The organism is Micromonospora phaseoli, assembly GCF_900109115.1.
GTDB classification, from domain to species: Bacteria; Actinomycetota; Actinomycetes; order Mycobacteriales; family Micromonosporaceae; genus Micromonospora; species Micromonospora phaseoli.
Genome location: NZ_FNYV01000005.1, coordinates 424,630 through 447,225 on the forward strand (window position 1 = coordinate 424,630; position 22,596 = coordinate 447,225).

The window sequence follows — 22,596 nt, forward strand, 5'->3', positions numbered from 1 at the left end:
TCGCGGTGCTCGACCGCCGCCACCAGTGACCATCGGCCCGCCGGAACGCCTACGATGGTTCGGAGACTGTCTAGGGGAGCGTTGATCCGTGTCGATTCTTGAAAAGGTCCTCCGCGCGGGCGAGGGGCGCATGGTGCGCCGCCTCAAGGCGATCGCCGCCGCCGTCAGCTCGATCGAGGACGACTACGTCAATCTCACCGATGACGAGTTGCGTGACATGACCGAGCAGTTCCGGGAGCGGCTCGCCGAGGGCGAGACCCTGGACGACCTGCTGCCCGAGGCCTTCGCGGTCTGCCGCGAGGCGGCGGCGCGGGTGCTCGGCCAGCGGCCGTACGACGTGCAGGTGATGGGTGGTGCGGCGCTGCACTTCGGCAACATCGCCGAGATGAAGACCGGTGAGGGCAAGACCCTGACCTCGGTGATGCCGGTCTACCTCAACGCGCTGTCCGGCAAGGGCGTGCACGTGATCACCGTCAACGACTATCTGGCCCAGCGTGACGCCGCCTGGATGGGTCGGGTGCACGAGTTCCTCGGGCTGACCGTCGGCGTGGTGCTGCCCAACCGGCCGTCCGCCGAGCACCGTGCGGCGTACGAGTGCGACATCACCTACGGCACGAACAACGAGTTCGGCTTCGACTATCTGCGCGACAACATGGCCTGGTCGAAGGAGGATCTGGTCCAGCGCGGCCACAACTTCGCCGTGGTCGACGAGGTCGACTCGATCCTGATCGACGAGGCCCGCACCCCGCTGATCATCTCCGGTCCGGCCGAGCACTCCGCCCGCTGGTACGGCGAGTTCGCCGCGGTGGTGGCCCGGCTGCAGGCCGGCAAGGACGGCGAGGGCGACTACGAGGTCGACTACTCCAAGCGGACCATCGCGGTCACCGAGCGTGGCGTGGCCAAGGTCGAGGACCGGCTCGGCATCGACAACCTCTACGAGTCGGTGAACACTCCGCTGGTCGGCTACCTCAACAACGCGATCAAGGCCAAGGAGCTGTACAAGCGCGACAAGGACTACATCGTCAGCGACGGTGAGGTCCTGATCGTCGACGAGTTCACCGGCCGCATCCTGCACGGCCGCCGCTACAACGAGGGCATGCACCAGGCGATCGAGGCCAAGGAGGGGGTGGAGATCAAGCAGGAGAACCAGACGCTTGCCACCATCACCCTGCAGAACTACTTCCGCCTCTACGACAAGCTCTCCGGCATGACCGGTACCGCGCAGACCGAGGCGGGCGAGTTCAACAAGGTCTACAAGGTCGGCGTGGTGACCATCCCGACCCACCGGCCGATGGTCCGCGAGGACCGGGCCGACGTCATCTACAAGACCGAGAAGGCGAAGTTCAACGCCGTCATCGAGGACATCGCCGAACGGCACCAGGCCGGGCAGCCGGTGCTGGTCGGCACGGTCTCGGTGGAGAACTCCGAGATCCTGTCCACGCTGCTGCGCCGGCGGGGCATTCCGCACTCGGTGCTCAACGCCAAGTTCCACGCCCGGGAGGCGGAGATCGTCGCCCAGGCCGGCCGCAAGGGCGCGGTCACGGTGGCCACCAACATGGCCGGCCGAGGCACCGACATCCTGCTCGGTGGCAACCCCGAGTTCCTTGCCGCGAGCGAGCTGCGTCAGCGCGGGCTCGACCCGCTGGAGAACGCCGAGGAGTACGACAAGGCCCTCGAAGAGGTCATGCCGAAGTGGAAGCAGGCGTGTGACGCCGAGGCGGAGGAGGTCGCCGACGCCGGTGGGCTCTACGTGCTCGGCACCGAGCGGCACGAGTCCCGGCGGATCGACAACCAGCTGCGGGGTCGGTCCGGCCGGCAGGGCGACCCGGGCGAGTCGCGCTTCTACCTGTCGCTGCAGGACGAGCTGATGAAGCGGTTCCGTTCCGGCGCGGTGGAGGCGGTCATGGACCGCTTCAACATCCCGGAGGACGTGCCCATCGAGTCGAAGATGGTCACCCGCCAGATCAAGAACGCGCAGGCCCAGATCGAGGGGCAGAACGCCGAGATCCGCAAGAACGTCCTCAAGTACGACGAGGTGATGAACAAGCAGCGCCAGGTGGTCTACGCCGAGCGGCTGCGGGTGCTCAACGGCGAGGACCTCTCCGACCAGGTCCGCAACATGATCGATACCGTGGTCGAGGCGTACGTGCGGGGGGCCACCTCCGACGGCTACGCCGAGGACTGGGACCTCGAACAGCTGTGGACCAACCTCAGGCAGCTCTACCCGGTGGGCATCACCATCGAGGAGATGGAGGAGGAAGCCGGCGGGTCGCGGGCCAGCATCGACGCCGACTTCCTGGTGGCCCGGCTCAAGGAGGACGCGAACGCCGCGTACGACCGGCGTGAGGAGCAGCTCGGCGTCGAGGGCACCCGGCAGTTGGAGCGCATGGTGCTGCTCCAGGTCATCGACCGCAAGTGGCGTGAGCACCTCTACGAGATGGACTACCTCCAGGAGGGCATCTCGCTGCGGGCGTACGCCCAGCGCGACCCGGTGGTGGAGTACCAGCGCGAGGGCTTCGACATGTTCGCCACCATGATGGACGGCATCAAGGAAGAGACGGTCGGCTTCCTCTACAACCTTGAGGTGCAGGTCAACGAGCCGGAGGCCGAGGCCGAAGAGGTCCAGCTGCTGGAGAAGCCGGTGGAGATCCGGGCCAAGGGCTTGGGCAGGGCACCGCAGCAGCAGGGGCTGCAGTACTCCGCGCCGACCATCGACGGTGAGGCCGGTACCGGTGGGGTCGCCGTGCAACGCGACGACCAGCGTGCTCCGGCGCTGGGCATCGGCCAGCCGGATCCGACCGTCCCGGCGGTACCGGGCCTACCGGCCCCGCAGCGACCGGCCGCTGGCGTGCGCGTCCCGGCCGGCGCGGCCCGGCAGGTCGCACCCGGCCAGGCCAGTGCCAGTAACGGACCGTCCCGCAACGCGCCGTGCCCCTGTGGCTCGGGCCGCAAGTACAAGCGCTGCCACGGTGCCCCCGGCGGCAACTCGGCCAGCTAGCGCCTGATCCAGAGAGCCGGGCCGCCCGCATTGGGCGGCCCGGCTCTCTGTGGTCAGTGGTCGGCCTCCAGGTGGGCTCCGGGTCTCGGTGTCTGACGTGGACGGGTCAGAGGACTCGCAGGTCCGTGCAGAGCCAGTTGCCGCGTCGGTGCTCCAGGCGTAGTGCCAGCGCCCAGCTTCGGCCGGCGACTCCGGTGAGCACCGCGGCGGCCTCGATGGCGGCGGGGTGTGGCTCGCAGACGCGGAGCCGACGCAGCCGGAGCCCGGGGCGGGTCGAGCGACGCCGCGCGGGTGCCCCACGGGCGGTGGCCCGGGCGAGTTCGGGCAGCAGCACAGCGGAGCGGGCCGGGTCGAGCTGCTGCCGGAGCTGCACCGGCGGCCGGAAGCCGTTGAGCACCTCGAGGCAGGTGGTGACGAACCGGTGGGCGACGCGGGTGGCCGCCGGGGTGGCCGTGGCCAGGGCCTCGGGCGGCAGGTGCCGGATCATGTCGTGGCCTGGTCCGGCCGGCGTGGGTCGTACGAATGGAGCTGGCTCGTTCGCCGTGGGCGTGCCGGTACGTCTGCCGGAACGGGTGGCGCTCCACCGGGCGGGCGGCCGATCGGAAGGGCGTCCGGTGGACCAGCGTTGGGTGGCGGCGAAGAGGTCGAGGGCGAGCTGCCCTTCGGTCTGGGTGGGCCAGCCGGCGGTTTCCTCGTCGACGAAGGGCGGATCGGACGCGGGCACGGGGCGCAGCCGCACGGGCGGGTGCGCCGGCCCGGGTCGCCGGAGATCCTTCATCAGGCTGCCCCCACTCAACCGCAGTTGTTTGCGTTTGCTTTCGTTTGCCTTCGGCAGCGTCGATTCTCCGGCATGACGAAGGTGTCGGTCAATGCCCGGTGGGGTCGTTCGGCTACTCGGGGTCGCGTTCGGTCAGCGGGTTGCCGCGTACCCACTCGGCGGTCTCCGCGTACTTGCGCTGGATGTACTCCTCCAGCCGGGCCCGCTCGACCCGCCACTGGCCCCGGCCGCCGACCTTGATCGCGGGTAGTTCACCGCTGCGTACCATGTGGTAGACCTGCGAGTCCGACACGTTCAGCTCGGTGGCCACGTCGGAGAGGAGCAGGAACCTCGGCTCCACGGAAACTCCCAGGGTTGGTGTCGTTTGCCTCAGTTTGCCATCGGCGGCCAGGTCAGGCCATCCGGTGTCGAACGGCACGCCGGCGTAGCCGGACACACCGGGCGCAGTCGGAACTTCCACCGGAGCGGTCGGGGGTGTATGACGGTCAGGGTGCGCGACGCGGTCGTACGCCCGGCCGGCGGCGTCGCCGGCGAACGGAGCAGAGCGGGGGAGATCACCGGTGACTGACGAGCTTGTCCGGGTCTACGTGCCGGCGACCGTGTCGATGCTGGCCAGGCTGCCGGAGCAGGGCCTCGCCGTGACGCAGGCGCACGCGGTGACTCCGACGTTGCGCGAGTGGTACGCGGAGGGCGACGAGGAGGAGCTGGAGTACGTCGCCTTCACCCGGGCCGCCCAGGATGCCCTGCAACTGATCCGCCACGACCCGGCCGTCCCGCCTCGGCGGGTGGTGGTCTCGGCGGATCTGCCGGCGACAACGGTCGGCCGGGGCGACGGCGAGCTGGGCTCCAGCACGGTGGAGTTGCGCGGCCCGGTGCCGGCCGCCGCCGTGGCGGCCATTCACGTGGACGGCGCGGACGCCGCGACCGACGTCGCCGCCGCCGCGCAGGTGGTGATGGAGGCGCTGGCCGGCGACCCCGACGCGCAGTTCACCGTCGACGGCGCCGAGGACCACGAACTGGAGTGGTACGACCCGAGCGAGCTGGAGTCGCTGCTCGGTGCCGCCGCCGCGGGGGAGTGACCGGCCGGCCCCCCGGCCCTCCGCAAACCGACCTCGGGTCTCGCTGCCCTCGATTACGCTCAGCGGCCGGCGGTGCCGGTGCTCGCCTCGTCGGCGCCTGCCTCGTCCGGCTCGGGCACCTCGTCGTCGGCCGGCGGGGAGGCGAGCGTGCGGCCGAAGGTGACCATGGCGGTCAGTGCGCCGACGAACAGCACCCAGATGGCGTTGTCCACCCGCGAGGTGCCGAGAGATGTCTGCGCCACCGCGTCCGCCTCGCTGAGCGCGGCGGCCAGGTCGATCAGCGAACGCCCACCGACTCTGATGATCACCTCGGTGAGGAGCAGCAGCAGCCCCGGGCCCGCCCCGGCGACGAGGTAGGCCGGCCAGCGCAGCTCGGCTCCCGTGCCGCTGCGGGCGGCCCGCCGCCGTGCCCAGGTGAGGTAGCCGAACGCCAGGGCGCCGGCGATGAGCCCGGCCAGCAGGGACTCGGTCCGGGAGACCCAGCTGGCCGCGTTGACCAGCGACTGCTGGCTGTCGCCGGCACCGAAGAGGTCGAACAACGGATCGCGGACCACGCTGAAGGCCACCACGAAGAGCAGGGTGACCAGCGCGGCGTAGGCCACCGCCCCGACCACCGCACCGTTGCGGGCACCCGCGAGCGCACCACCGATGACGGCTGCGGCTGCGGTGGTGCCGGCGATCGTCCGGGTGGTCGTGTCGCCGGCGTAGCTGAGGTCGATCGCGAGCGCCGCGAGGAGCCCCACCAGCAGGCCGGTGCCGACCGCCACCGCGAATCGCAGGGTGGTCCGGTCACCCCGGCGGGAGACCGGCTCGCTGGCGGCCAACCCCACCGCCGCGCCGGCCACCAGCGCGGCCGAGATCACGCCGGGCAGCGCGAAGGCCGAGAGGCTGACCGCGGTGACGCCGGCGGTCGCCGAGCTGATCGCCTCGCGGGTCGACCAGAGCATCGCCGCCAGCCAGCCCGCCGCCAGCAGCGCCAGCGGCAGTGTCCCGGGTGCGGGTGTGGGGCGTCCGGTGTCGGTGGCCCCGGCGGGGGACGGGTCGACTGTCTCCGGAGGGTCGGGCTGCGCGGCGGTCGCCCCACCGGGCTCGTTGCTCATCGTCTCCCCTTCGCCGCCAGGCCCGACCGGGCCGGAACGTCACCGGCAACCCAGCGTACGCGGCGAACTAGCGCGAGAACCCGAAACCCGCAGCGCCTGCGTTCCTTCGGTTGTTTACCGACTTCGGGTACGAATCCATGCCGAATTTCATCGACGGCCTCTTGATCCCCGGTTTCGGCCTGGCCGGGATGTGATCGGGCGGCGCTGGACATGGGAGGATCGGCAGGAGGTCCCGCAACCACGGGGCCGGTTTCGCCATCGCCGTCGAGATCGCCAGGAGCCCTGATGGACGCCGTGTTCTCCGTACCCGAGCCGCACAACGAGCCGGTGCGAACCTACGAGCCGGGCAGCGCTGACCGCGAGCGGCTCCAGCGGCGGCTCACCGAGCTGGCCGCCGAGCGGATCGACCTGCCGATGACCATCGCGGGCGAGCAGCGGATGGCCGGCGGCGAGTCCATCCAGGTGGTGCAGCCGCACCGGCACGCCGAGGTGCTCGGCGTCACCGGGCACGCCACCCACGACGACGCGCGGGCGGCGGTCAAGGCGGCCAAGGACGCCGCACCGGGCTGGCGCGCGCTGCCCTTCGAGGAACGGGCCGCGATCTTCCTGCGCGCCGCCGAACTGCTCGCCGGCCCCTGGCGGGACACGCTCAACGCGGCCACCATGCTCGGCCAGTCGAAGACCGCGGTGCAGGCCGAGATCGACGCGGCCTGCGAGTTCATCGACTTCCTGCGGTTCAACGTGCACTTCGCCCGCCGGCTCCTCGCCGAGCAGCCGATCTCGTCGGCCGGGGTGTGGAACCGCTTCGACCACCGGCCGCTGGAGGGCTTCGTCTACGCGGTCACCCCGTTCAACTTCACCGCGATCGCCGGCAACCTGCCCTCGGCGCCGGCCCTGCTCGGCAACACGGTGGTCTGGAAGCCGGGCCCGACCCAGCAGTTCGCGGCGCACTTCACCATGCGGCTGTTCGAGGCGGCCGGCCTTCCGCCCGGCGTGATCAACATGGTCACCGGCCGGGGTGAGGAGGTCTCCGACGTGGTGCTGGCCGACCCCGATCTGGCCGGCATCCACTTCACCGGGTCCACCAAGGTCTTCCAGCACCTCTGGCGCACTGTCGGGGAGAGGATCGCGACCTACCGGGGCTACCCGAGGCTGGTCGGCGAGACCGGGGGCAAGGATTTCGTGGTCGCGCACCCCAGCGCCGACGTCGATGCCCTGCACACCGCGCTGATCCGCGGCGCCTTCGAGTACCAGGGCCAGAAGTGCTCGGCGGCCTCCCGGGCGTACGTCCCGCGTTCGCTCTGGGAGGGCGGCCTGCGTGACCGGCTGGCCGCCACCGCCGACGGGCTGGCCTACGGCGACGTCACCGACTTCCGCAACTTCGGCGGCGCGGTGATCGACGACAAGGCGTTCTCCCGGCACGCCGCGGCGCTGGAGTTGATCTCCTCCGACGACAGTTGCCGGGTCATCGCCGGCGGTACCGCCGACGACTCGATCGGCTGGTTCGTCCGTCCGACGATCTTCGAATGCGGCGACCCGGCCCACGAGACCTTCACCACCGAGTACTTCGGGCCGATCCTCGGCGTGCACGTCTTCGACGACGCCCGCTTCGACGAGGTGGTCACCCAGGCCGAGTCGATCGCCCCGTACGCGCTGACCGGGTCGATCTTCGCCACCGACCGCCGGGTGGTGGACGCGGTGGCCGAGAAGATGCGCTACGCGGCGGGCAACTTCTACATCAACGACAAGCCGACCGGTGCGGTGGTCGGGCAGCAGCCCTTCGGCGGCGCGCGGGCCAGCGGCACCAACGACAAGGCCGGCTCCTGGCACAACCTGGTCCGCTGGACGTCGCCCCGGACCATAAAGGAGACCTTCGTCCCGCCCACCGACCACACCTACCCGCACATGGGCTGAGGTGTAAGGAAGGGCCCCTTCTTAACGCCTCGCGTATAGGAGGGGCCCCTTCTTAACTGATCCTCGCACTGGGCAGGGCCGATGCACCGTCGCGCACCGACAGTGCACATAGGAAACCCCATTGGGTGGCGAAACGGTGAAATCCTGGACGCCGGCCCGGCAAAGTGGCAGCGTGAGGGGCATGGCGGAAACCGGAGTCAACCCCACGGCGGCGGCCCTGCTTGGGCTGCTCCACGAGGGTCCCATGACAGGTGGCCAGTTGATGGCTGCCGCCGAGCGCCGACTGGCGCCGTACTGGTCAATGACCCGCAGCCAGGTCTACCGGGAGTTGCCGGTGCTGGCCGAGCGGGGTTTCGTCCGGTTGGGCAAGCCCGGACCGCGGATGAGTCAACCGTACGCGCTCACGGCCGCCGGCAAACGAACATTCTCCCGATGGCTGGCCGAGGACCCGGGGCGGGACACCATCCGCAACCCGATCGCCCTGCGCATCGCCTTCGGAAATCTGCACTCCCCGAGCCAGCTCAAGAACCTCCAGGCCGCGGCCAACGAGTACCACACCGATGCGCTGGCCCGGGTCCGCGAGCAGGTCAAGAACGCCAAGAAGGAAGGCGACACGTACGACGCGAGCGCGCTCGAGTTCGCCGTGGCGTACCACCGGGCCGCGCTCTCCTGGCTCAAGAGCGCTCCCGCCGGCTGACCTCGACCTGCCGGTTTCCGGCTCGGTCTGCGGGCTCGCAAGCTCACTCCTCGTCCGAGCAGGGCTTTTCTGGCTCGGTCTGCGGGGCTCGCAAGCTCACTCCTCGTTCGAGCAGTACCCTTGTCTGTCGTGACCGCTGCCGATTTCGCCGAACAGCTCAAGGACCTCGACGCCACCCTGCGCAACATCGAGGCGGTGCTCGACTTTGACCGCCTCCGCGCGGACAAGGCCCGCCTGGAGCAGGAGGCGTCCGCCCCGGACCTCTGGGACGACCAGGCCCGGGCCCAACTGGTCACCTCGCAGTTGTCGCACGTGAACAGCGAGATCGACAAGCTCGGCAGCCTGCGTTCGCGGTTGGATGACGCGCACGTGCTGCTGGAGCTGGCCGAGGCCGAATCCGACTCGGGGGTGCTCAGCGAGGTCGAGTCGGAGATCGCCGGGCTGACCAAGGCCATCCAGGACATGGAGGTCCGCACCCTGCTCTCCGGCGAGTACGACTCCCGGGAGGCGCTGGTGGCCATTCGGGCGGGCGCCGGTGGCGTGGACGCGGCCGACTTCGCCGAGATGCTGCTGCGGATGTACCTGCGGTGGGCCGAGCGGCACGGCTACCCGACCGAGGTCTACGAGACCTCGTACGCCGAGGAGGCTGGCCTGAAGTCGGCCACCTTCACCGTCAAGGTGCCGTACGCCTACGGCACGCTCAGCGTGGAGTCCGGCACCCACCGCCTGGTCCGGATCAGCCCCTTCGACAACCAGGGCCGCCGGCAGACCAGCTTCGCCGGCGTCGAGGTGCTGCCGGTGGTCGAGCAGACCGACAGCATCGAGATCCCCGAGAACGAGATCCGGGTCGACGTCTACCGCTCCTCGGGGCCGGGCGGGCAGAGCGTCAACACCACCGACTCGGCGGTGCGGCTCACGCACATCCCGACCGGCATCGTGGTGACCTGCCAGAACGAGAAGTCGCAGCTGCAGAACAAGGCCTCCGCGCTGCGGGTGCTCCAGGCCCGGCTGCTGGAACGCAAGCGCCAGGAGGAGCAGGCCAAGCTCCAGGGCCTCAAGACCGACGCCGCCGGCTCCTGGGGCGACCAGATGCGTTCGTACGTCTTGCACCCTTATCAGATGGTGAAGGATTTGCGTACCGAGCAGGAGACCGGCAACCCGACCGCCGTCTTCGACGGTGACCTGGACTCCTTCATCGAGGCGGGGATCCGGTGGCGTAAGCAGCAGCAACTCGCCAGCAACGGTGCGTGATCGATCGTTGGCGGAGCGCGTCGTGGATCTCCACCTGACGTGCTGATTTGACGACTTGCCTCGCAACGGCGGGGCGTGGGACTTGGCACGGCAGTTACACCGCGTAGACTCACCACCCGTGATTCAGCTTGAGCAAGTGACGAAGACGTACCCGAAGGCGTCGCGGCCTTCGCTCGACAACGTGTCCGTGTCGATCGACAAGGGCGAGTTCGTCTTCTTCATCGGACCATCCGGCTCCGGCAAGTCCACGATCATCAAGATGCTGCTGCACGAGGTGATCCCCAACAAGGGTCGCGTCGTGGTGAACGGCAAGGACGTCACGTCGATGCGGTCCTGGAAGCGCCCGCACTTCCGCCGGTCGATCGGCTGTGTCTTCCAGGACTTCCGGCTGCTGCCCAACCGCACCGCGTACGAGAACGTGGCGTTCGCGCTGGAGGTGATCGGCAAGACCAAGGCGGTGGCCCGCCGGGTCGTGCCGGAGGTACTGGAGTTGGTCGGTCTCGGCGGCAAGGAGCACCGCTACCCGCACGAGTTGTCCGGTGGTGAGCAGCAGCGGGTGGCGGTGGCCCGGGCGTTCGTGAACCGACCGCTGATCCTGCTGGCGGACGAGCCGACCGGAAACCTGGACCCGGACACCTCCATCGAGATCATGCGCCTGCTGGACCGGATCAACCGCACCGGCACGACCGTCGTGATGGTCACGCACGACTCCAACATCGTGAACCAGATGCGCCGCCGGGTCATCGAGATCGAGAGCGGCCGCATCGTTCGCGACCAGGCCCGCGGCGTCTACGGGTGACGAGAGCGACCCACCGCACCCTGATCTGACGACGAACACAGCACGCCGGAGAGCCGGAGGAAAACCCGATGCGGATGAAATACGTCCTGTCCGAGGTACTGGTCGGACTGTGGCGCAACGTGACCATGACCATCGCGATGATCATCACGTTGGCGGTCTCGTTGACCATGCTCGGCGCCAGCGGCCTGATCTACACCAAGGTCGCCGACATGAAGCAGCTGTACTTCGAGAACATCGAGGTCTCGATCTTCCTGAACGCCGACGTCACCGAGGAGCAGCGCACCGACATCGCCTCCCGGCTGGAGGCCGACCCGCTGATCTCGCAGGTCACCTACGTCAACAAGGACGAGGCGTTCCAGCGCTTCCAGGAGATGTTCCGGGACTCGCCGGACCTGTTGAGCGCGGTGAAGGCGGACCAGCTGCCCGAGTCGTACCGGCTCAAGCTGGTGAACCCGGAGGAGTACAAGACCATCTCCGACCAGTACGTCGCGGTCGAGGGGGTCGATCAGGTCGTCGACCAGAGCCAGGTGCTCGACAAGATCTTCAACCTCTTCACCGCCGGGCAGAACATCGCCCTGGTCGCCGCGATCGCGATGGCCGTCGCCGCCCTGCTGCTGGTGGCGAACACCATCCAGGTCGCCGCGTACAGCAAGCGGCGTGAGGTTGCGGTCATGAAGCTGGTCGGTGCCTCCAACTGGTTCATCCAGGCGCCGTTCGTGCTGGAGGCGGTGGTCGCCGGTCTGATCGGCTCGGTGCTCGGCCTCGGCGCCCTGATAGCCCTCAAGGTCTTCCTGTTCGACGGCGCGCTGAGCGCCCTACAGGGGCTGTTCGCGCCGGTGAGCTGGGGCGAGGTGTTCCTGACCTTCCCGGTGATGGCCGGCGTCGGCGGTCTGATCAGCGCGATCACCGCCTGGGTCACCCTCCGCTTCTACCTGCGGGTCTAGCGCGTCGATCAAGGGCCCTTCCGTCGCCGGAATAAACGGTGCGGGAGGGCCCTTGTCGTTCGGGTAGCATGATCTTCGCTCTTCGGCCGCCCACACGTCGGCCGAGGCGGCAGACGGAAGGGGGTGGCGCGGCGATGCCACGGGAGAAGGGGCGCAAGGTCGTCGCCTCCAACAAGAAGGCGCGTCACGACTACGCCATCCTCGACACCTACGAGGCGGGAATGGCGCTGACCGGCACCGAGGTGAAGTCGCTGCGGGCCGGGCGGGCGTCGCTGGTCGACGCGTTCGCCCAGGAGCGTGACGGGGAGCTCTACCTGCACAGCATGCACATCCCGGAGTACACCCAGGGCACCTGGACCAACCACGAGCCCCGGCGTACCCGCAAGTTGCTGCTCAAGCGGCTGGAGATCGACCGGCTGATCGGCAAGCTCCGGGAGAGTGGGCTGACCCTGGTGCCGTTGCAGGTCTACTTCTCCGACGGGTGGGCCAAGGTGGAAATCGGCCTGGCCCGGGGTAAGAAGTCGTACGACAAGCGGCAGGACCTCGCCAAGCGGGACGCCGACCGGGAGATCGCCCGGGCGACTGGACGGCGCGGCAAGGGGATGGATTAGAGTTTTGTCCGGATTGTCCCAGCTGGGGGTCCGGGCAGGGCTCGGGATGAATCCGGTTGCGACAGGCGTTAGTCTTGTCAGTGCCGCCACATCGGCGGCCCGTCGAGGGGGTGACTGGTTTCGACTTCGTACGCAGCGACAGGGGAAGCGAGCCGAGGAAGCCGACGTCGTCTCGAGAATCGGTCGTCGGAAACTTATAAGCGCCAAGAACAATCGCGCTGACTTCGCTCTCGCCGCCTGAGGCGAGTAGCTAAGTCTGTCGGCCTGGGAGCGCCTTCGACCCAGTAGCCGGCATCAGCTAGAAGGCTGGCCAATCGGACCCGGTCGCGGGGTCCGTGCGGCGAGATTAATCAGCGACTGGGCCCGTCACACCAACTTGCTCGCGTGAGCGGTGGGGCCGAGTAGAGGCACAGCGAGCTGCGCTCGGAGAAGCCCTGACAAACCGGCGAAGGACCCGGGTTCGATTCCCGGCACCTCCACCACCTCGAACTGCGCGCCCCGGTCACCCGACCGGGGCGCGCAGTCGTCTGAAGCTGCTGACCCGGCTTTCCCGCCGCGCGCGCCGACGGGAACCCACTGCCATGCCGGCCCGTCCAACCGGCATGCGCCGATCTCCCGCCCTGCTGGGCCTGCCGCTGCTGATCATCGTCGCCGGTTGCGCCCCGGCGGATACCGAGCCGGCCAACGTCGGCCCACGGGTCGACCAGCATGAGGCGTTCGACCAGCGGGCCACAGCCGTCGCCGACGGTTGGCGGCCAGATGCGGCGTGGGCCGCCGGCTACGTGCCGCTCCAGGAGCCCACGCTGCTCGTCGGCGACGCCGCATTCACCGAGGAGACCAAGCTCGCCTTCAACGCCGGCTGGTACCGCGAGCAGGCTGTCCTGCCGGCCGGGCAGCCCGACGACGGCACCATCCGCTTCCCGGACGGAGAGCTGCGCGTACCGCTGATCACCGCGGTCGAGGCGTACCAGCAGCTCGACCAGGGCGACCCGCCGCCCTGCCCGGGCCGGCCCAAGGAGCCCGGCACGCCACCGCCGGCGAACCCGCCGGACGCACCGGCCGGGCCGGACGACCCGGTGAGCAGCGAACCGCAGGCCGCGTGTATTCCGCTCACCGTCACCGGCGTCGAGCTGGGCCTCGCGCCGGTGCAGACCAGCCGAGGCGCGGCACAGGTGCCGGCGTGGTTGTTCACCGTCGCGGAGATCAGCGCCGTGGTGGCCCGGGTCGCGGTCGCACCGGATGCCGTCGGCGCCCTGCCCGAGCCGGTGGCGCCCACTGCACCGGTCGCACCGGACCTGGTCGGTGCGCAGGACATCCAGACTGTCGACGGAGCCTCGCTGACCTACCGGCTCGGCGTGGGCAGCTGTGACACCGAGGTCACCCCACTGGTCCAGGAGCACGACCACCTGGTGGTGGTCGGCGGCACGGTCCAGCGGACCAGCGGCGCCTGTAACGACATGCTGAAGTTCGAGCCGGTCACGGTGACGCTGCGGGCACCACTGGGCGTCCGTCCGGTCCTGGACGTGCTCGGTGGTGCGCCGCTGCGGCTCGCCGCCGGCTGACCGCCCGGCGGCTCAGAGAATCGGCGGTACGTCGGTGCGGATCGGCACCGGCAGCACCGTCGGCCCGTCCGCCCGTAACGCCGTGGCCAGGGCCGCACCGAGTTGGTCGGGCGTCTGGACCACCTCGGTCGCGCAACCGTAGCCGGCCGCGATGGAGGCGATGTCGATCCCGGGTAGATCCAGCCCGGGTACGCCCGGGGTGTGCTTCAGCTCGGCGAACGCCTTGAGGATGGCGTACTGCTGGTTCACCGGGACCACGACGACCAGCGGCAGCCGCAGTTGGGCGGCGGTCCAGAGGGCCTGCACCGAATAGTGGAACGAACCGTCGCCGATCACCGCCACCACCGGCCGGTGCCGGCCGGTGTCGCGCTGCGCGAGCGCGATGCCGACGGCCGCCGGCAGCCCGTAGCCGAGACCGCCACTGGCCATGGTGAAGTACGAGCCGGGCGTGTTGAACCGCAGCCGGCGACGCAGCGCCGACAGATTGGACGGCGACTCCTGCACCAGCACCCCGTCCTCGGGCCAGTGCCGGGCCAGTGCGGCGAAGAGTGCGTCGGCGCTGAGCGGGACCGAATCCTCCACCGGGGACGGAGCCGGCCGCACCGGCGGTGGTGGCCGGTCCGCCGGTGGCATCAGGTCGGCCAGCGCGGCGAGGGTGAGGCCGGCGTCGCCGAGCAGGCTGTCACCGACCGGCGCGCGGGCGGCCTCCTCGGGATCGTCGGTCACGTGCAGCAGCCGGGCACCCTCCGGCAACGTCTCGCCCGGCACGTGCGGGTAGTAGCGGAAGACCGGAGCACCGACCACCAGCACCAGGTCGTGCCCCCGCAACTGCTCGGCCAGCGGGCCGATCGCGAAGGTCAGCACCCCCTGGAAGTGCGGATGATCCTCCGGGAAGGCGGTCCGCTCGGGCGCGGGTGCCGACCAGACCGGGGCGACCAGCCGCTCGGCCAGGGCGACCGCGGCCGGCCAGGCACCGGCTCGGTCCACGGCCGCGCCGAACACCAGCACCGGTGACCGGCTGGTCGCCAGCGCCGCCGCGAACTGGCGTAGTCGCGCCGGATCGGGGGCGAACCGGGTGGCGACCGTACGGGTCGGTGGGGGCGGGTCGGCGGGCTGCGCCCAGTCGTCCAGCGGCAGGGAGAGGAAGACCGGTCCGGCCGGCGGCTGGATCGCGGTCGCGTACGCCCGCATGAGCGCCGCCGGCACGTCCTGCGCCCGGACCGGCTCGTGGGCCCACTTGACGTACGGCTGGGGGAGTTCGGTGGCGTGCCGGGCGGTGAGCCGGGGTTCGAGCAGCAGCATCTCCCGGGTCTGCTGGCCGGCGGTGACGATCAGCGGGGCCCGGTTGTGCCAGGCGGTGACGATGTTGCCCATGGCGTTGCCGGTGCCCGGCGCGGTGTGCAGGTTGACGTGGGCGGGCGCTCCAGTGACCTGGGCGTAGCCGTCGGCCATGCCGACCGCGGACGCCTCCTGCAGCGCGAGCACGTAATGGAAGTCGTCCGGGAAGGCATGCAGGAACGGCTCCTCGGTGGAACCGGGGTTGCCGAAGACGGTGGTCATGCCCAGGGCCCGGAGCAGGTCGTAGGTGGTGTCGCGGACCGTTGCCATCGCCACTGAATGTATCGGGGTGACCCGGGTGTAGAGGGCGTTTCGGCTTCGTTCCGGCGGCGGCTCGCCCAGCGTTCGAACCGAGGTCCGCGAGGTGACGGTGGCGGCCCACGCCGAGTCTGTCGATCACCCGACCTTCAGGCCTTCGCCAGGGTCGGGGACGCAAGCTATGGTGCCAGGCATGGCATTGACAGCGCGGATAGCACCGGTTGGGCCTGCCGTCGGTGTGTGTGACCGGTTCCGCCGCCCGGTGCACTACTGACGGGTGCGCGTGATGCAGGGAGAGGGGCAGGCGATCGGCGGGCAGGCGACCGAGTCGATGACCGGGAAGCTGCTGGTGGCGACGCCGGCGCTGAAGGATCCGAACTTCGACCGTACGGTCGTGCTGTTGGTCGCGCACGAGCCCGGCGGCGCGCTCGGCGTGGTGCTCAACCGGGCCACCGAGGTGCCGGTGGCGGACGTGCTGCGCGACTGGGGTGATCTTGCCCGTCACCCGGCGGTGCTGTTCGAGGGTGGTCCGGTCCAGCCCGACTCGGCGATCTGCCTGGCCCGGATGCGGCCCCCGGTCCGTCGGCTCAAGGGCTTCCAGCAGGTCTCCGGCGCGGTCGGCACGCTCGACCTTTCGGTCGACCCGCAGCGGCTGCGGGACAACGTGCAGAGCATCCGGGTCTTCGCCGGGTACGCCGGCTGGGGCACCGGGCAACTGGAGCAGGAGATCGAGGACGGTTCCTGGTTCGTGCTGGACGCGCTGCCCGGCGACGCCTTCGTCGAGCGGCCCGACGACCTGTGGCCGATGGTGCTGCGCCGGCAGGGCGGCATGATGGCCGCGGTCGCCCACTTTCCGCCGGATGTGGCATTGAACTGACCCCGCGCCGGCGGCACCCCGCAAGATGACCATGCGATCGGGCGTGTGTATAGTTCTCCCAGTGCCTGGGCGACCGGGTGCGACAGCAAGGGGCCGTGGCGCAGCTGGTAGCGCACCACACTGGCAGTGTGGGGGTCAGGGGTTCGAGTCCCCTCGGCTCCACTTGCGTTTACGCAGGTAAACCGACATCAGTCAGCGACTGATGTCGGTTTTTTCTGTGATCTCGTGTTCACCCAGCGCCGCACGTTCCCGAGGGCCATCGGTATTGCGACGCGTTCTCGATCAGCCGGCCTTCTCGCCGATCATGCAGTTGTGGCACCTTACAAAAGGTGCATAAGTCGCATAGCGGCAACCATAACTGCATGATCGGCGAGGAGGGTTGGGGTGGGGGATCAACGTTCAGTGGTCTGGGGCGGTCTCCGTGAGCAACCGCCGGGGGCATCCGTACCGGCAGTACGCGAGCGTGCCGGCGACCGCCAGGCCGGCCGCGAAGACCGTGGCGACGCTGCTGCTGGTCGGCTGGATCAACCAACCGGCGACCTGCGTGCCCACCGCCGTGCTCGGCTCGACAACCGGCAGGGTGGTGATCAGTGCCCAGGTCAGCGGGGCGATCCAGGAGCGGGCCGCGCCGAGCAACGCGGCACCGAGGGCGGTGAGCCCGAGCAGACCGGCGGTGTTGCGCAGAATCAGCCCGGGCTCCGCGATGCGCGCGTCGGTGACAGTGGTGAGCAGCAACATCCCGATGATCGCGATGGCCGCGAGCAGCAGCAGCCCGGCCCGGTGTACCGGCCAGTTGAGCGACGCGGTGCGCTCGATCGCGTCGTCCGCGCCGCTGAGCGTGGCGCTGAACGCGACCACCGCGAGCATCATGGTGAGGTTCGCCAACCGGAGGTTGCTGGACCCCGGTTCGGCGAAGGCCCGCCATGGCACCCACACCAGAGCGATGGTCGCTGCGGCGACGGCCAGGGCTAGCGGCACCCGTCGGGCGCGCAGGTGCAGCCGGGCCCAGGTCACGGCGTCTGCCCGAGCATCAGCGAGGCCAGCGGGTCGGGCTGGCAGTCCAGCGCGGCCTGCCGAGCCGTCGACATCCGGCGGGCCTGCTCCTGCGCCGGCAACGCGATCAACATTCGGTACGCCTGGTCCATCTGTTCGCGCAGCGCCGGGTCCCACCAGTCGTGCGGGACTAGGGGCTGGTCGAGTACCCAGGCGGCGGCCAGCCGGATCGCCGGGTCGGAGGTGCTCTCCGGGAACCCGATGATCCCGGCCGGGTTCTCGTCGCACTCCTGACTCCAGGCCGCCTCCACCATGGCGAGCAGCAGCGACGCGTCGGACAGGTCGGCGCGGCCGGTGGACCCGATCGGCGGAGCGGCGAAGACGAGCGTGTCGGCGGGTTGCCGGGTCGCGGCCGGTGCGCGCAGGACCCACCAGGTGGGCTGGCGGCTCTCCGCCGCCTCGACCGGGGCGTCGTCGGGCAACTTCGCGGCCAGCCGGGTCAGCGCCTGCCGGGCCGGACCGATCACGTCGGGGAGCAGGCCGGCGTGTACCCGGGTCATGCAGACCCGCGGGCCGTCGTCGTCGCAGACCAGCTCCATCGCCTCCCGGTCGAACACGCTCGCGGCGCCGTATCCGCCGGTGGGCATGAGGGGTACGGTCACCGCCGCGCCGGCCACCGCCGGGAGTACGGCCAGCGCGACGGTGCGTCGGCCCAGCATGCTCAACAGCAGGCCGGTGGCGGCGAGGGCGGCCAGCCACAGCGCCTGGGCCAGGTTGACCCGGGCCGGCAGCGTCTGGAAGTCGTCGAAGCCGCCGGGGTACGTCGGGCTGAGCAGCACTGCTCCCGGCGCATCGCCGGCATCGCCGGTGCGCACGGTCAGCCAGTCCGGGAGCAGTACCACCACGAGGAACCCGAGCACCGCGAGAGCGGGAGCGGTGACCAGCCGGGGCACCGCCCGGCCGGCGGCCAGCCCCAGCCAGCCGCCGGCCACCAGCGACAGCGCGCCGACCCCGGCGATGCCGACGGCGGCGAGCGGGTAGTACCCCGCCGTCGGCACCACCCAGGCGGCTCCGACGACCAGCATCAGGACGTACGCCGAGACGATGGTGATCGCGAACGCCATGGCGCTGGGCAGCACCCGCTGCCAGCGCGGCCGGACGGTACTGGCGAACAACTCCCCGACCCTGCTCCGCGCGTCCCGCCGGCCCAGCCATGCCCCGCCGGCCAGCGCCAGCGGCAACAGCACGATCAGCATCGACCGGGCCGCGAAGGCCAGCTGTGTCCACCGTCCGGCGAAGCTCTCCAGGAGCACCAGCAGCAGGCCCGCGCCGGCCACCAGCATGAGCAGCCCGATCCACGCGGCTGCGGAGCGACGCAGTTCGATGCGCATGATGCGAGAAGTCATGCCGGCACCTGCCCGCGGTGCGCGCGCAGCAGAGCCGAGTAGCCGCGCTCGGTGGCGCTGTCCCCGGCGTCCCCGGCCGTGCCCCGCTGCGCCAACTGCGCCGGGGTGCCCTGCCAGACCAGCCGTCCGGCGTCGATCAGCACCACGTCGGTGCAGGCCGCCGCCACATCCTCGACGAGGTGGGTCGAGACCAGCACGCAGCTGTCCACGCCGACGTCGCGTAGCAGATGGCGGAAGTCGAGGCGCTGTTCGGGGTCCAGTCCCACCGTTGGCTCGTCGAGCAGCAGCAGCCGGGGTTCGTTGACGATCGCCTGGGCGATGCCGGCGCGGCGCAGCATGCCACCGGAGAGCGTCTTCATCCGGGTGTCGGCCCGGTCGGCCAGGCCCACCCTCTCCACGGCCCGCTGGACGGCGCCCGGGATGGCCGACTTCGGCATCTCCTTGAGCCAGGCCACGTACTCGACGAACTCCCGGACGGTGAAGCGCGGATAGAAGCCGAAGTGCTGCGGCAGGTAGCCGAGCTCCCGGCGGACCTGCCGCAGGCCGGCCGGGTCGGTGACGCTCTGGCCGAGCAGGCGCAGCCGCCCACTGGCCGGGTTGACCACGGTGGCCAGGGCGCGCATCAGGGTGGTCTTGCCGGCGCCGTTGGGGCCGAGCAGCCCGTGCACCCCGGTGTCCAGGGTCAGGTCGAGTCCGTTGACCGCGACCTGCCGGCCGGCCCGGACCACCAGCTGCTCGGCGTGTATCAGCCACGGCCAGGTTGCCGGTGCGGTCTCCGCCGCGCTGACTGTGCGTACCACGTTGTCTCCGTTCGTCGGGTGACGGTTGGCCGCCACGGCTTTCGGGTGAGCGGGCAGGGGTGGCCGCCCGGCCGCCACGGCGGCCGAGTGCGCGGGGCAGCACGGGTCAGGTTCGGCCGACGCCCAGGTGGCGGTGGTCCGTGGCGCGCAGGAGCACGGCTGCGGTCAGTGCCACGGTGGCGACCGCCCAACCGGGCCAACTCTCGGTGGTCAGGAGGGCCGGCAGTTGTCGGGCCGACAGGCTGGGCACGACCACCCCGGCGGCCCAGAGTGCGGCCAGCCCGAGTGCGGCCCGGTCCACTCCCACCAGCCCGCCCAGCGCCAGGGCGCCGGCGGTGAACGCCAGGCACGGCAAGAGCCACAGTGCGGGGGAATGCCCGGTCCTCCAGCCCGCCACCGCCAGCACCGGCACCACCGCCGCCAGCACCGTCAGGGTCCGCCACAACAACAGGCCCAACCCGGTGCGGGGCATGCTGGCCAACAACTCCCAGGCGGGATCTGTCCGGCGACTCCAGGCCGCGGCCGTCGGCAGCAGCGGCGCCACCGGCGCGACCAGCAGCACCAGCGAGGGCAGGCTGGGGTAGGACTTCTCGAAGCCGACCGCCACCAGCATCAGCCCGGCGGCGACGACCAGCCAGGGCAGGGCCCGGCCGACCGCCCCGGTACGCCGCCGCGAACGACGACGTGCCGGGGCCGGACCGGCGGCGATCCCGGCGGCGATGGTCTCCACCACATGGTCCAGCAGCTTCCGGGTCTGCGGGTCCACAGCCTCCGCGAGCAGCGCCCGGCAGGAAGCGCAGGACTCCAGGTGCGTCTCCACCGCCCAGACGGTGACGTCGTCGACGTCACCGGCGCCTTGGGCGTAACCGGAGATCACGGCAGGACTGGGGCAGGTACTCATGACAACGCCTCCCGCAGCGCGATCCGGGCCCGCCGGGCGCGGGTCTTGACGGTTCCTTCCGGCATGCCGAGCAGCAGCGCGGTCTCCCGTGCGGTCAGTCCGTCGAGGACCATCGCCCGCAGCACCTGGCGCAGCTCCGGCGACAACGTCAGCAGGGCTCGTTCCAGCTCGCCGTCGATCCGACCGGCGAGCGCCTGCTCTTCCGCTGCCGGCGCCACGGTCTCGAATGTCCGTACCGCCGGAATCCGTTCCTGCCGGGCCCGACGACGGAACGCGTCGACCAGCCGGTGAGCGGCGATCGTCCACAGCCAACCCACCGCGCTGCCCCCCGCCGAGGCGCTCGCTTGACTGGCCGCCGATCGCCACACCGCGAGGTACGTGTCCTGCAGCACCTCGGCCACCACGTCCTGATCGGCGCAGCGCCGGCGCAACCGGACCGTCAGCCAGGGCGCGGTACGCCGGTACAACTCGTCGAAGGCGCGCCGGTCGCCCCGCGCGACGCGGCGCAACAACTCACCCTCGTCGAGCCCGTCCAGACTTCGTCTCACACCAGGCAGGACGACGAACCCCTGCCCCAGAGTTCTTGCCTGCCAGTGATCTGCGTCACATCGCCCCTTTCTCGTGGGTCCCCAGGGGCGGGTGCCAGGGTGATGGTCGCGCGGCCGGGTCGCAACTCGGGGCGATGCGCGGCGGCAATCGCGGGTGACGAGTCCTGAACAGGGTTTCGATGACGGGCTCCGGCCCAGGACACCGATGTCCTGGGCCGGAGTGGTGCTCGCTGTCGGTGCTGCCGATCAGACGAAGTTCACGTTGCTGCACCACATGTAGGTCTGGTCGAGGTGCGATGCCTGCCAGATGACGAAGACAACGTGCTGTCCCGTGTATCCGGAGGTCGAGACGTTGAACGAGATGTTCTGCGCCGGCGCGTACCGCCCGGTCTGCGTGATGAAGTCGAGGTTCCCCCACCCGAGACGCTGGGTGGCGGGGTTGAACCCGTTCTTGCTGACGTAGACCCGGAAGAAGTCAGCGCCGTGGCTGGCCTGGTCGTACAGCTGGATGGTGAAGTTGCGGCTGACGTTTGTCGACCTCCACTGTCCCGGCTGGTTCAGGCTGTCGTTCCTGGAAAGGGCATTGCTGCACAGTTGCCCGTCCGGCGTGCGGCCCTGGAAGTTCCCGCCGAGGCCGTCGCGCAGCGCGCTCATCCAGTTCCACATGGTGTCGGGGTTGGCCTGAAACGCCCGGTAGCACATCGGGTCTTGTTGCTGCATCGCCGGATTCGTGTGGTTGTTTCCCCATGCCTGCCAGCATTGGTAGGCGCGAGATGCCGGGTTGATGATCGTGCCGTGGGCCTGGGCCGTGCCGGCCCACGGCAGCATGCCGACCATCATGGCAAGCAGCAGGACAAGCGCCCGAAGGGGTTGGCGGACGGCTGACCGGGATTTCCCGCCGGATTGATCGGGCTTGCGTGAACGCATGGTGCATCCTCCGTTCTTCGCGCTGAGCATCGGGAGTGGGAGCGCTTCCAATGACAGGATTACATTGACGAACGTAAATGTCAAAATGATCTGTTTTGGTGTGGAGTGTGTGCTGAGTTGGCGCCAGCCGCTGGGTGTGGGCCAGCCACCCGGCCTGGTCAGAGCTCGGCGGCGGCTTCGTACCGGCGGCGTAGGTCGGCCATTTCCGATGCGGCCAGGGCTTCGGTGAGTGCGAGTTCGGCGTAGGTGTGGGGGAACATCTGTCGGAGGCGGTCGACGTAGCTGGTGTCGTCGGTGGCCTCGACGACCTGGATGTCTGGTGGGTGGGTGGTCATGTCCATGATCAGTGGGCCGGCGAGTTTGACCGCCCAGTCCCAGGGGCGTTTGGGTTCGGCGATTCCGCAGAGGTGGAAGCCGTAGATGGTGTGGATGTCGGCGAGCGAGGTCACCTCGGCGGGTTCGTAGCCGTAGACATGGACCCCGCAGATCACCGGCGGCTTGGCCGCCTCCTCGCTGGTCACTTCCTGGCCGGTGTGCCCGGCGTGGTTGTGCTGCTCTGGGTCCGACTGTTCGAGGGTGGTGCGCATCTGGGTCAGGATCTGCTGGTGGAGGTCTGCTGGTTCTGTCGTGGTGGTGGTCGAGGTGACCAGGGCGACCGTGCCGATGGATACGGCGAGCAGGGCCACCTCCATCCACACGAAGGGGTTTCGGGACCACCTGGTGATGTGTTGCCGGGTATTCATGATCGCCTTTCACCTCGTCGCCGGTGCTGGTGTTGGCCGAGCGCATCGGACGGACGTCTGCCCGGGGAGGGT

21 protein-coding genes, 1 tRNA gene and 1 other RNA gene are annotated in these 22,596 nt (G+C 70.1%); 12 read left to right on the top strand and 11 right to left on the bottom strand.

The window, feature by feature from the left end; genetic code table 11:
• Positions 1–88 precede the first annotated feature (88 nt).
• On the top strand, positions 89–2,998 hold the full coding sequence (gene secA, locus BMY89_RS16150) for a preprotein translocase subunit SecA (RefSeq protein WP_092380789.1): 2,910 nt from the start codon (positions 89–91) through the stop codon (positions 2,996–2,998).
• A gap of 106 nt (positions 2,999–3,104) precedes the next feature.
• Here the strand turns inward: secA and BMY89_RS16155 are convergent, their stop codons facing one another.
• Together BMY89_RS16155 and BMY89_RS16160 are read right to left on the bottom strand one after the other, a co-directional pair.
• Positions 3,105–3,776, bottom strand: coding sequence for an Rv3235 family protein (locus tag BMY89_RS16155; RefSeq protein WP_092380790.1), 672 nt, complete (start codon positions 3,774–3,776; stop codon positions 3,105–3,107).
• A 112-nt stretch (positions 3,777–3,888) separates the two neighbouring features.
• Complete coding sequence (locus BMY89_RS16160) at positions 3,889–4,116, bottom strand: helix-turn-helix domain-containing protein (protein WP_092380791.1); 228 nt, start codon at positions 4,114–4,116, stop codon at positions 3,889–3,891.
• Positions 4,117–4,336: 220 nt separating this feature from the next.
• Between BMY89_RS16160 and BMY89_RS16165 the strand changes: the two genes are divergently transcribed.
• Entirely contained in the window at positions 4,337–4,855 is a 519-nt protein-coding gene (locus BMY89_RS16165; RefSeq protein ID WP_092380792.1) for a DUF6912 family protein, read from the top strand.
• A 59-nt stretch (positions 4,856–4,914) separates the two neighbouring features.
• Here the strand turns inward: BMY89_RS16165 and BMY89_RS16170 are convergent, their stop codons facing one another.
• A complete protein-coding gene (locus BMY89_RS16170) occupies positions 4,915–5,955 on the bottom strand; it encodes a hypothetical protein (protein WP_092380793.1) in 1,041 nt (346 codons plus the stop codon).
• A 285-nt stretch (positions 5,956–6,240) separates the two neighbouring features.
• On the opposite strand from BMY89_RS16170, the gene pruA reads away from it, so the two are divergent.
• The 8 genes from pruA to BMY89_RS16210 all read left to right on the top strand — a co-directional run bounded on the left by pruA (position 6,241) and on the right by BMY89_RS16210 (position 13,733).
• The gene (gene pruA, locus BMY89_RS16175) at positions 6,241–7,869 is read left to right on the top strand and encodes an L-glutamate gamma-semialdehyde dehydrogenase (protein ID WP_092380794.1); all 1,629 of its coding nucleotides are present in this window, start codon (positions 6,241–6,243) and stop codon (positions 7,867–7,869) included.
• Positions 7,870–8,050: 181 nt separating this feature from the next.
• A complete protein-coding gene (locus tag BMY89_RS16180) occupies positions 8,051–8,566 on the top strand; it encodes a PadR family transcriptional regulator (protein ID WP_092380795.1) in 516 nt (171 codons plus the stop codon).
• A gap of 129 nt (positions 8,567–8,695) precedes the next feature.
• Positions 8,696–9,817, top strand: coding sequence for a peptide chain release factor 2 (prfB, locus tag BMY89_RS16185; protein WP_092380796.1), 1,122 nt, complete (start codon positions 8,696–8,698; stop codon positions 9,815–9,817).
• A 118-nt stretch (positions 9,818–9,935) separates the two neighbouring features.
• Positions 9,936–10,616, top strand: a complete 681-nt coding sequence (gene ftsE / locus BMY89_RS16190; protein ID WP_092380797.1) for a cell division ATP-binding protein FtsE — start codon at positions 9,936–9,938, stop codon at positions 10,614–10,616.
• 68 nt (positions 10,617–10,684) lie between these two features.
• Positions 10,685–11,560, top strand: a complete 876-nt coding sequence (gene ftsX / locus BMY89_RS16195; protein WP_092380798.1) for a permease-like cell division protein FtsX — start codon at positions 10,685–10,687, stop codon at positions 11,558–11,560.
• A gap of 134 nt (positions 11,561–11,694) precedes the next feature.
• Positions 11,695–12,171 (top strand): SsrA-binding protein SmpB, encoded by a 477-nt coding sequence (gene smpB, locus BMY89_RS16200; protein WP_092380799.1) that lies wholly within the window; start codon positions 11,695–11,697, stop codon positions 12,169–12,171.
• A 106-nt stretch (positions 12,172–12,277) separates the two neighbouring features.
• Positions 12,278–12,653: a transfer-messenger RNA gene (ssrA, locus tag BMY89_RS16205) on the top strand.
• 120 nt (positions 12,654–12,773) lie between these two features.
• Positions 12,774–13,733, top strand: a complete 960-nt coding sequence (locus tag BMY89_RS16210; protein WP_092380853.1) for a hypothetical protein — start codon at positions 12,774–12,776, stop codon at positions 13,731–13,733.
• A gap of 12 nt (positions 13,734–13,745) precedes the next feature.
• On the opposite strand, the gene mdlC is transcribed toward BMY89_RS16210, so the two are convergent.
• Positions 13,746–15,341, bottom strand: coding sequence for a benzoylformate decarboxylase (mdlC, locus tag BMY89_RS16215; RefSeq protein WP_092380800.1), 1,596 nt, complete (start codon positions 15,339–15,341; stop codon positions 13,746–13,748).
• 274 nt (positions 15,342–15,615) lie between these two features.
• Here mdlC and BMY89_RS16220 point away from each other — a divergent pair, with 274 nt between their 5' ends.
• Positions 15,616–16,206, top strand: a complete 591-nt coding sequence (locus BMY89_RS16220) for a YqgE/AlgH family protein (protein ID WP_092380854.1) — start codon at positions 15,616–15,618, stop codon at positions 16,204–16,206.
• Positions 16,207–16,295: 89 nt separating this feature from the next.
• Positions 16,296–16,368: transfer RNA gene (locus BMY89_RS16225), tRNA-Ala, on the top strand.
• A 237-nt stretch (positions 16,369–16,605) separates the two neighbouring features.
• On the opposite strand, the gene BMY89_RS16230 is transcribed toward BMY89_RS16225, so the two are convergent.
• From BMY89_RS16230 to BMY89_RS16260, 7 genes are all read right to left on the bottom strand, one after another.
• On the bottom strand, positions 16,606–17,220 hold the full coding sequence (locus tag BMY89_RS16230) for a hypothetical protein (RefSeq protein WP_092380801.1): 615 nt from the start codon (positions 17,218–17,220) through the stop codon (positions 16,606–16,608).
• Positions 17,217–18,605 (bottom strand): hypothetical protein, encoded by a 1,389-nt coding sequence (locus BMY89_RS16235; protein WP_139217955.1) that lies wholly within the window; start codon positions 18,603–18,605, stop codon positions 17,217–17,219. The genes BMY89_RS16230 and BMY89_RS16235 overlap by 4 nt, the downstream gene beginning before the upstream one ends.
• Positions 18,602–19,405, bottom strand: a complete 804-nt coding sequence (locus BMY89_RS16240) for an ABC transporter ATP-binding protein (protein ID WP_092380855.1) — start codon at positions 19,403–19,405, stop codon at positions 18,602–18,604. Before BMY89_RS16240 ends, BMY89_RS16235 begins: the two co-directional genes overlap by 4 nt.
• 106 nt (positions 19,406–19,511) lie before the next feature.
• Complete coding sequence (locus BMY89_RS16245; protein ID WP_092380803.1) at positions 19,512–20,306, bottom strand: hypothetical protein; 795 nt, start codon at positions 20,304–20,306, stop codon at positions 19,512–19,514.
• On the bottom strand, positions 20,303–20,854 hold the full coding sequence (locus BMY89_RS16250) for an RNA polymerase sigma factor (protein ID WP_198414010.1): 552 nt from the start codon (positions 20,852–20,854) through the stop codon (positions 20,303–20,305). Before BMY89_RS16250 ends, BMY89_RS16245 begins: the two co-directional genes overlap by 4 nt.
• A 246-nt stretch (positions 20,855–21,100) precedes the next feature.
• Positions 21,101–21,781: a lytic polysaccharide monooxygenase auxiliary activity family 9 protein gene (locus BMY89_RS16255; protein ID WP_092380804.1), complete on the bottom strand. Its 681-nt coding sequence runs from the start codon at positions 21,779–21,781 to the stop codon at positions 21,101–21,103.
• A gap of 158 nt (positions 21,782–21,939) precedes the next feature.
• Positions 21,940–22,524 (bottom strand): hypothetical protein, encoded by a 585-nt coding sequence (locus tag BMY89_RS16260; RefSeq protein WP_092380805.1) that lies wholly within the window; start codon positions 22,522–22,524, stop codon positions 21,940–21,942.
• Positions 22,525–22,596 lie beyond the last annotated feature (72 nt).

Excerpts from the sequence above, each read along its gene's own strand:
- BMY89_RS16155 (WP_092380790.1), bottom strand. The coding sequence starts at position 3,776 with ATGAAGGATCTCCGGCGACCCGGGCCGGCGCACCCGCCCGTGCGGCTG.
- BMY89_RS16170 (WP_092380793.1), bottom strand. The coding sequence starts at position 5,955 with ATGAGCAACGAGCCCGGTGGGGCGACCGCCGCGCAGCCCGACCCTCCG.
- pruA (WP_092380794.1), top strand. The coding sequence starts at position 6,241 with ATGGACGCCGTGTTCTCCGTACCCGAGCCGCACAACGAGCCGGTGCGA.
- BMY89_RS16180 (WP_092380795.1), top strand. The coding sequence starts at position 8,051 with ATGGCGGAAACCGGAGTCAACCCCACGGCGGCGGCCCTGCTTGGGCTG.
- ftsX (WP_092380798.1), top strand. The coding sequence starts at position 10,685 with ATGCGGATGAAATACGTCCTGTCCGAGGTACTGGTCGGACTGTGGCGC.
- smpB (WP_092380799.1), top strand. The coding sequence starts at position 11,695 with ATGCCACGGGAGAAGGGGCGCAAGGTCGTCGCCTCCAACAAGAAGGCG.
- BMY89_RS16210 (WP_092380853.1), top strand. The coding sequence starts at position 12,774 with ATGCGCCGATCTCCCGCCCTGCTGGGCCTGCCGCTGCTGATCATCGTC.
- mdlC (WP_092380800.1), bottom strand. The coding sequence starts at position 15,341 with ATGGCAACGGTCCGCGACACCACCTACGACCTGCTCCGGGCCCTGGGC.
- BMY89_RS16220 (WP_092380854.1), top strand. The coding sequence starts at position 15,616 with ATGCAGGGAGAGGGGCAGGCGATCGGCGGGCAGGCGACCGAGTCGATG.
- BMY89_RS16235 (WP_139217955.1), bottom strand. The coding sequence starts at position 18,605 with ATGACTTCTCGCATCATGCGCATCGAACTGCGTCGCTCCGCAGCCGCG.
- BMY89_RS16245 (WP_092380803.1), bottom strand. The coding sequence starts at position 20,306 with ATGAGTACCTGCCCCAGTCCTGCCGTGATCTCCGGTTACGCCCAAGGC.
- BMY89_RS16255 (WP_092380804.1), bottom strand. The coding sequence starts at position 21,781 with ATGCGTTCACGCAAGCCCGATCAATCCGGCGGGAAATCCCGGTCAGCC.
- BMY89_RS16260 (WP_092380805.1), bottom strand. The coding sequence starts at position 22,524 with ATGAATACCCGGCAACACATCACCAGGTGGTCCCGAAACCCCTTCGTG.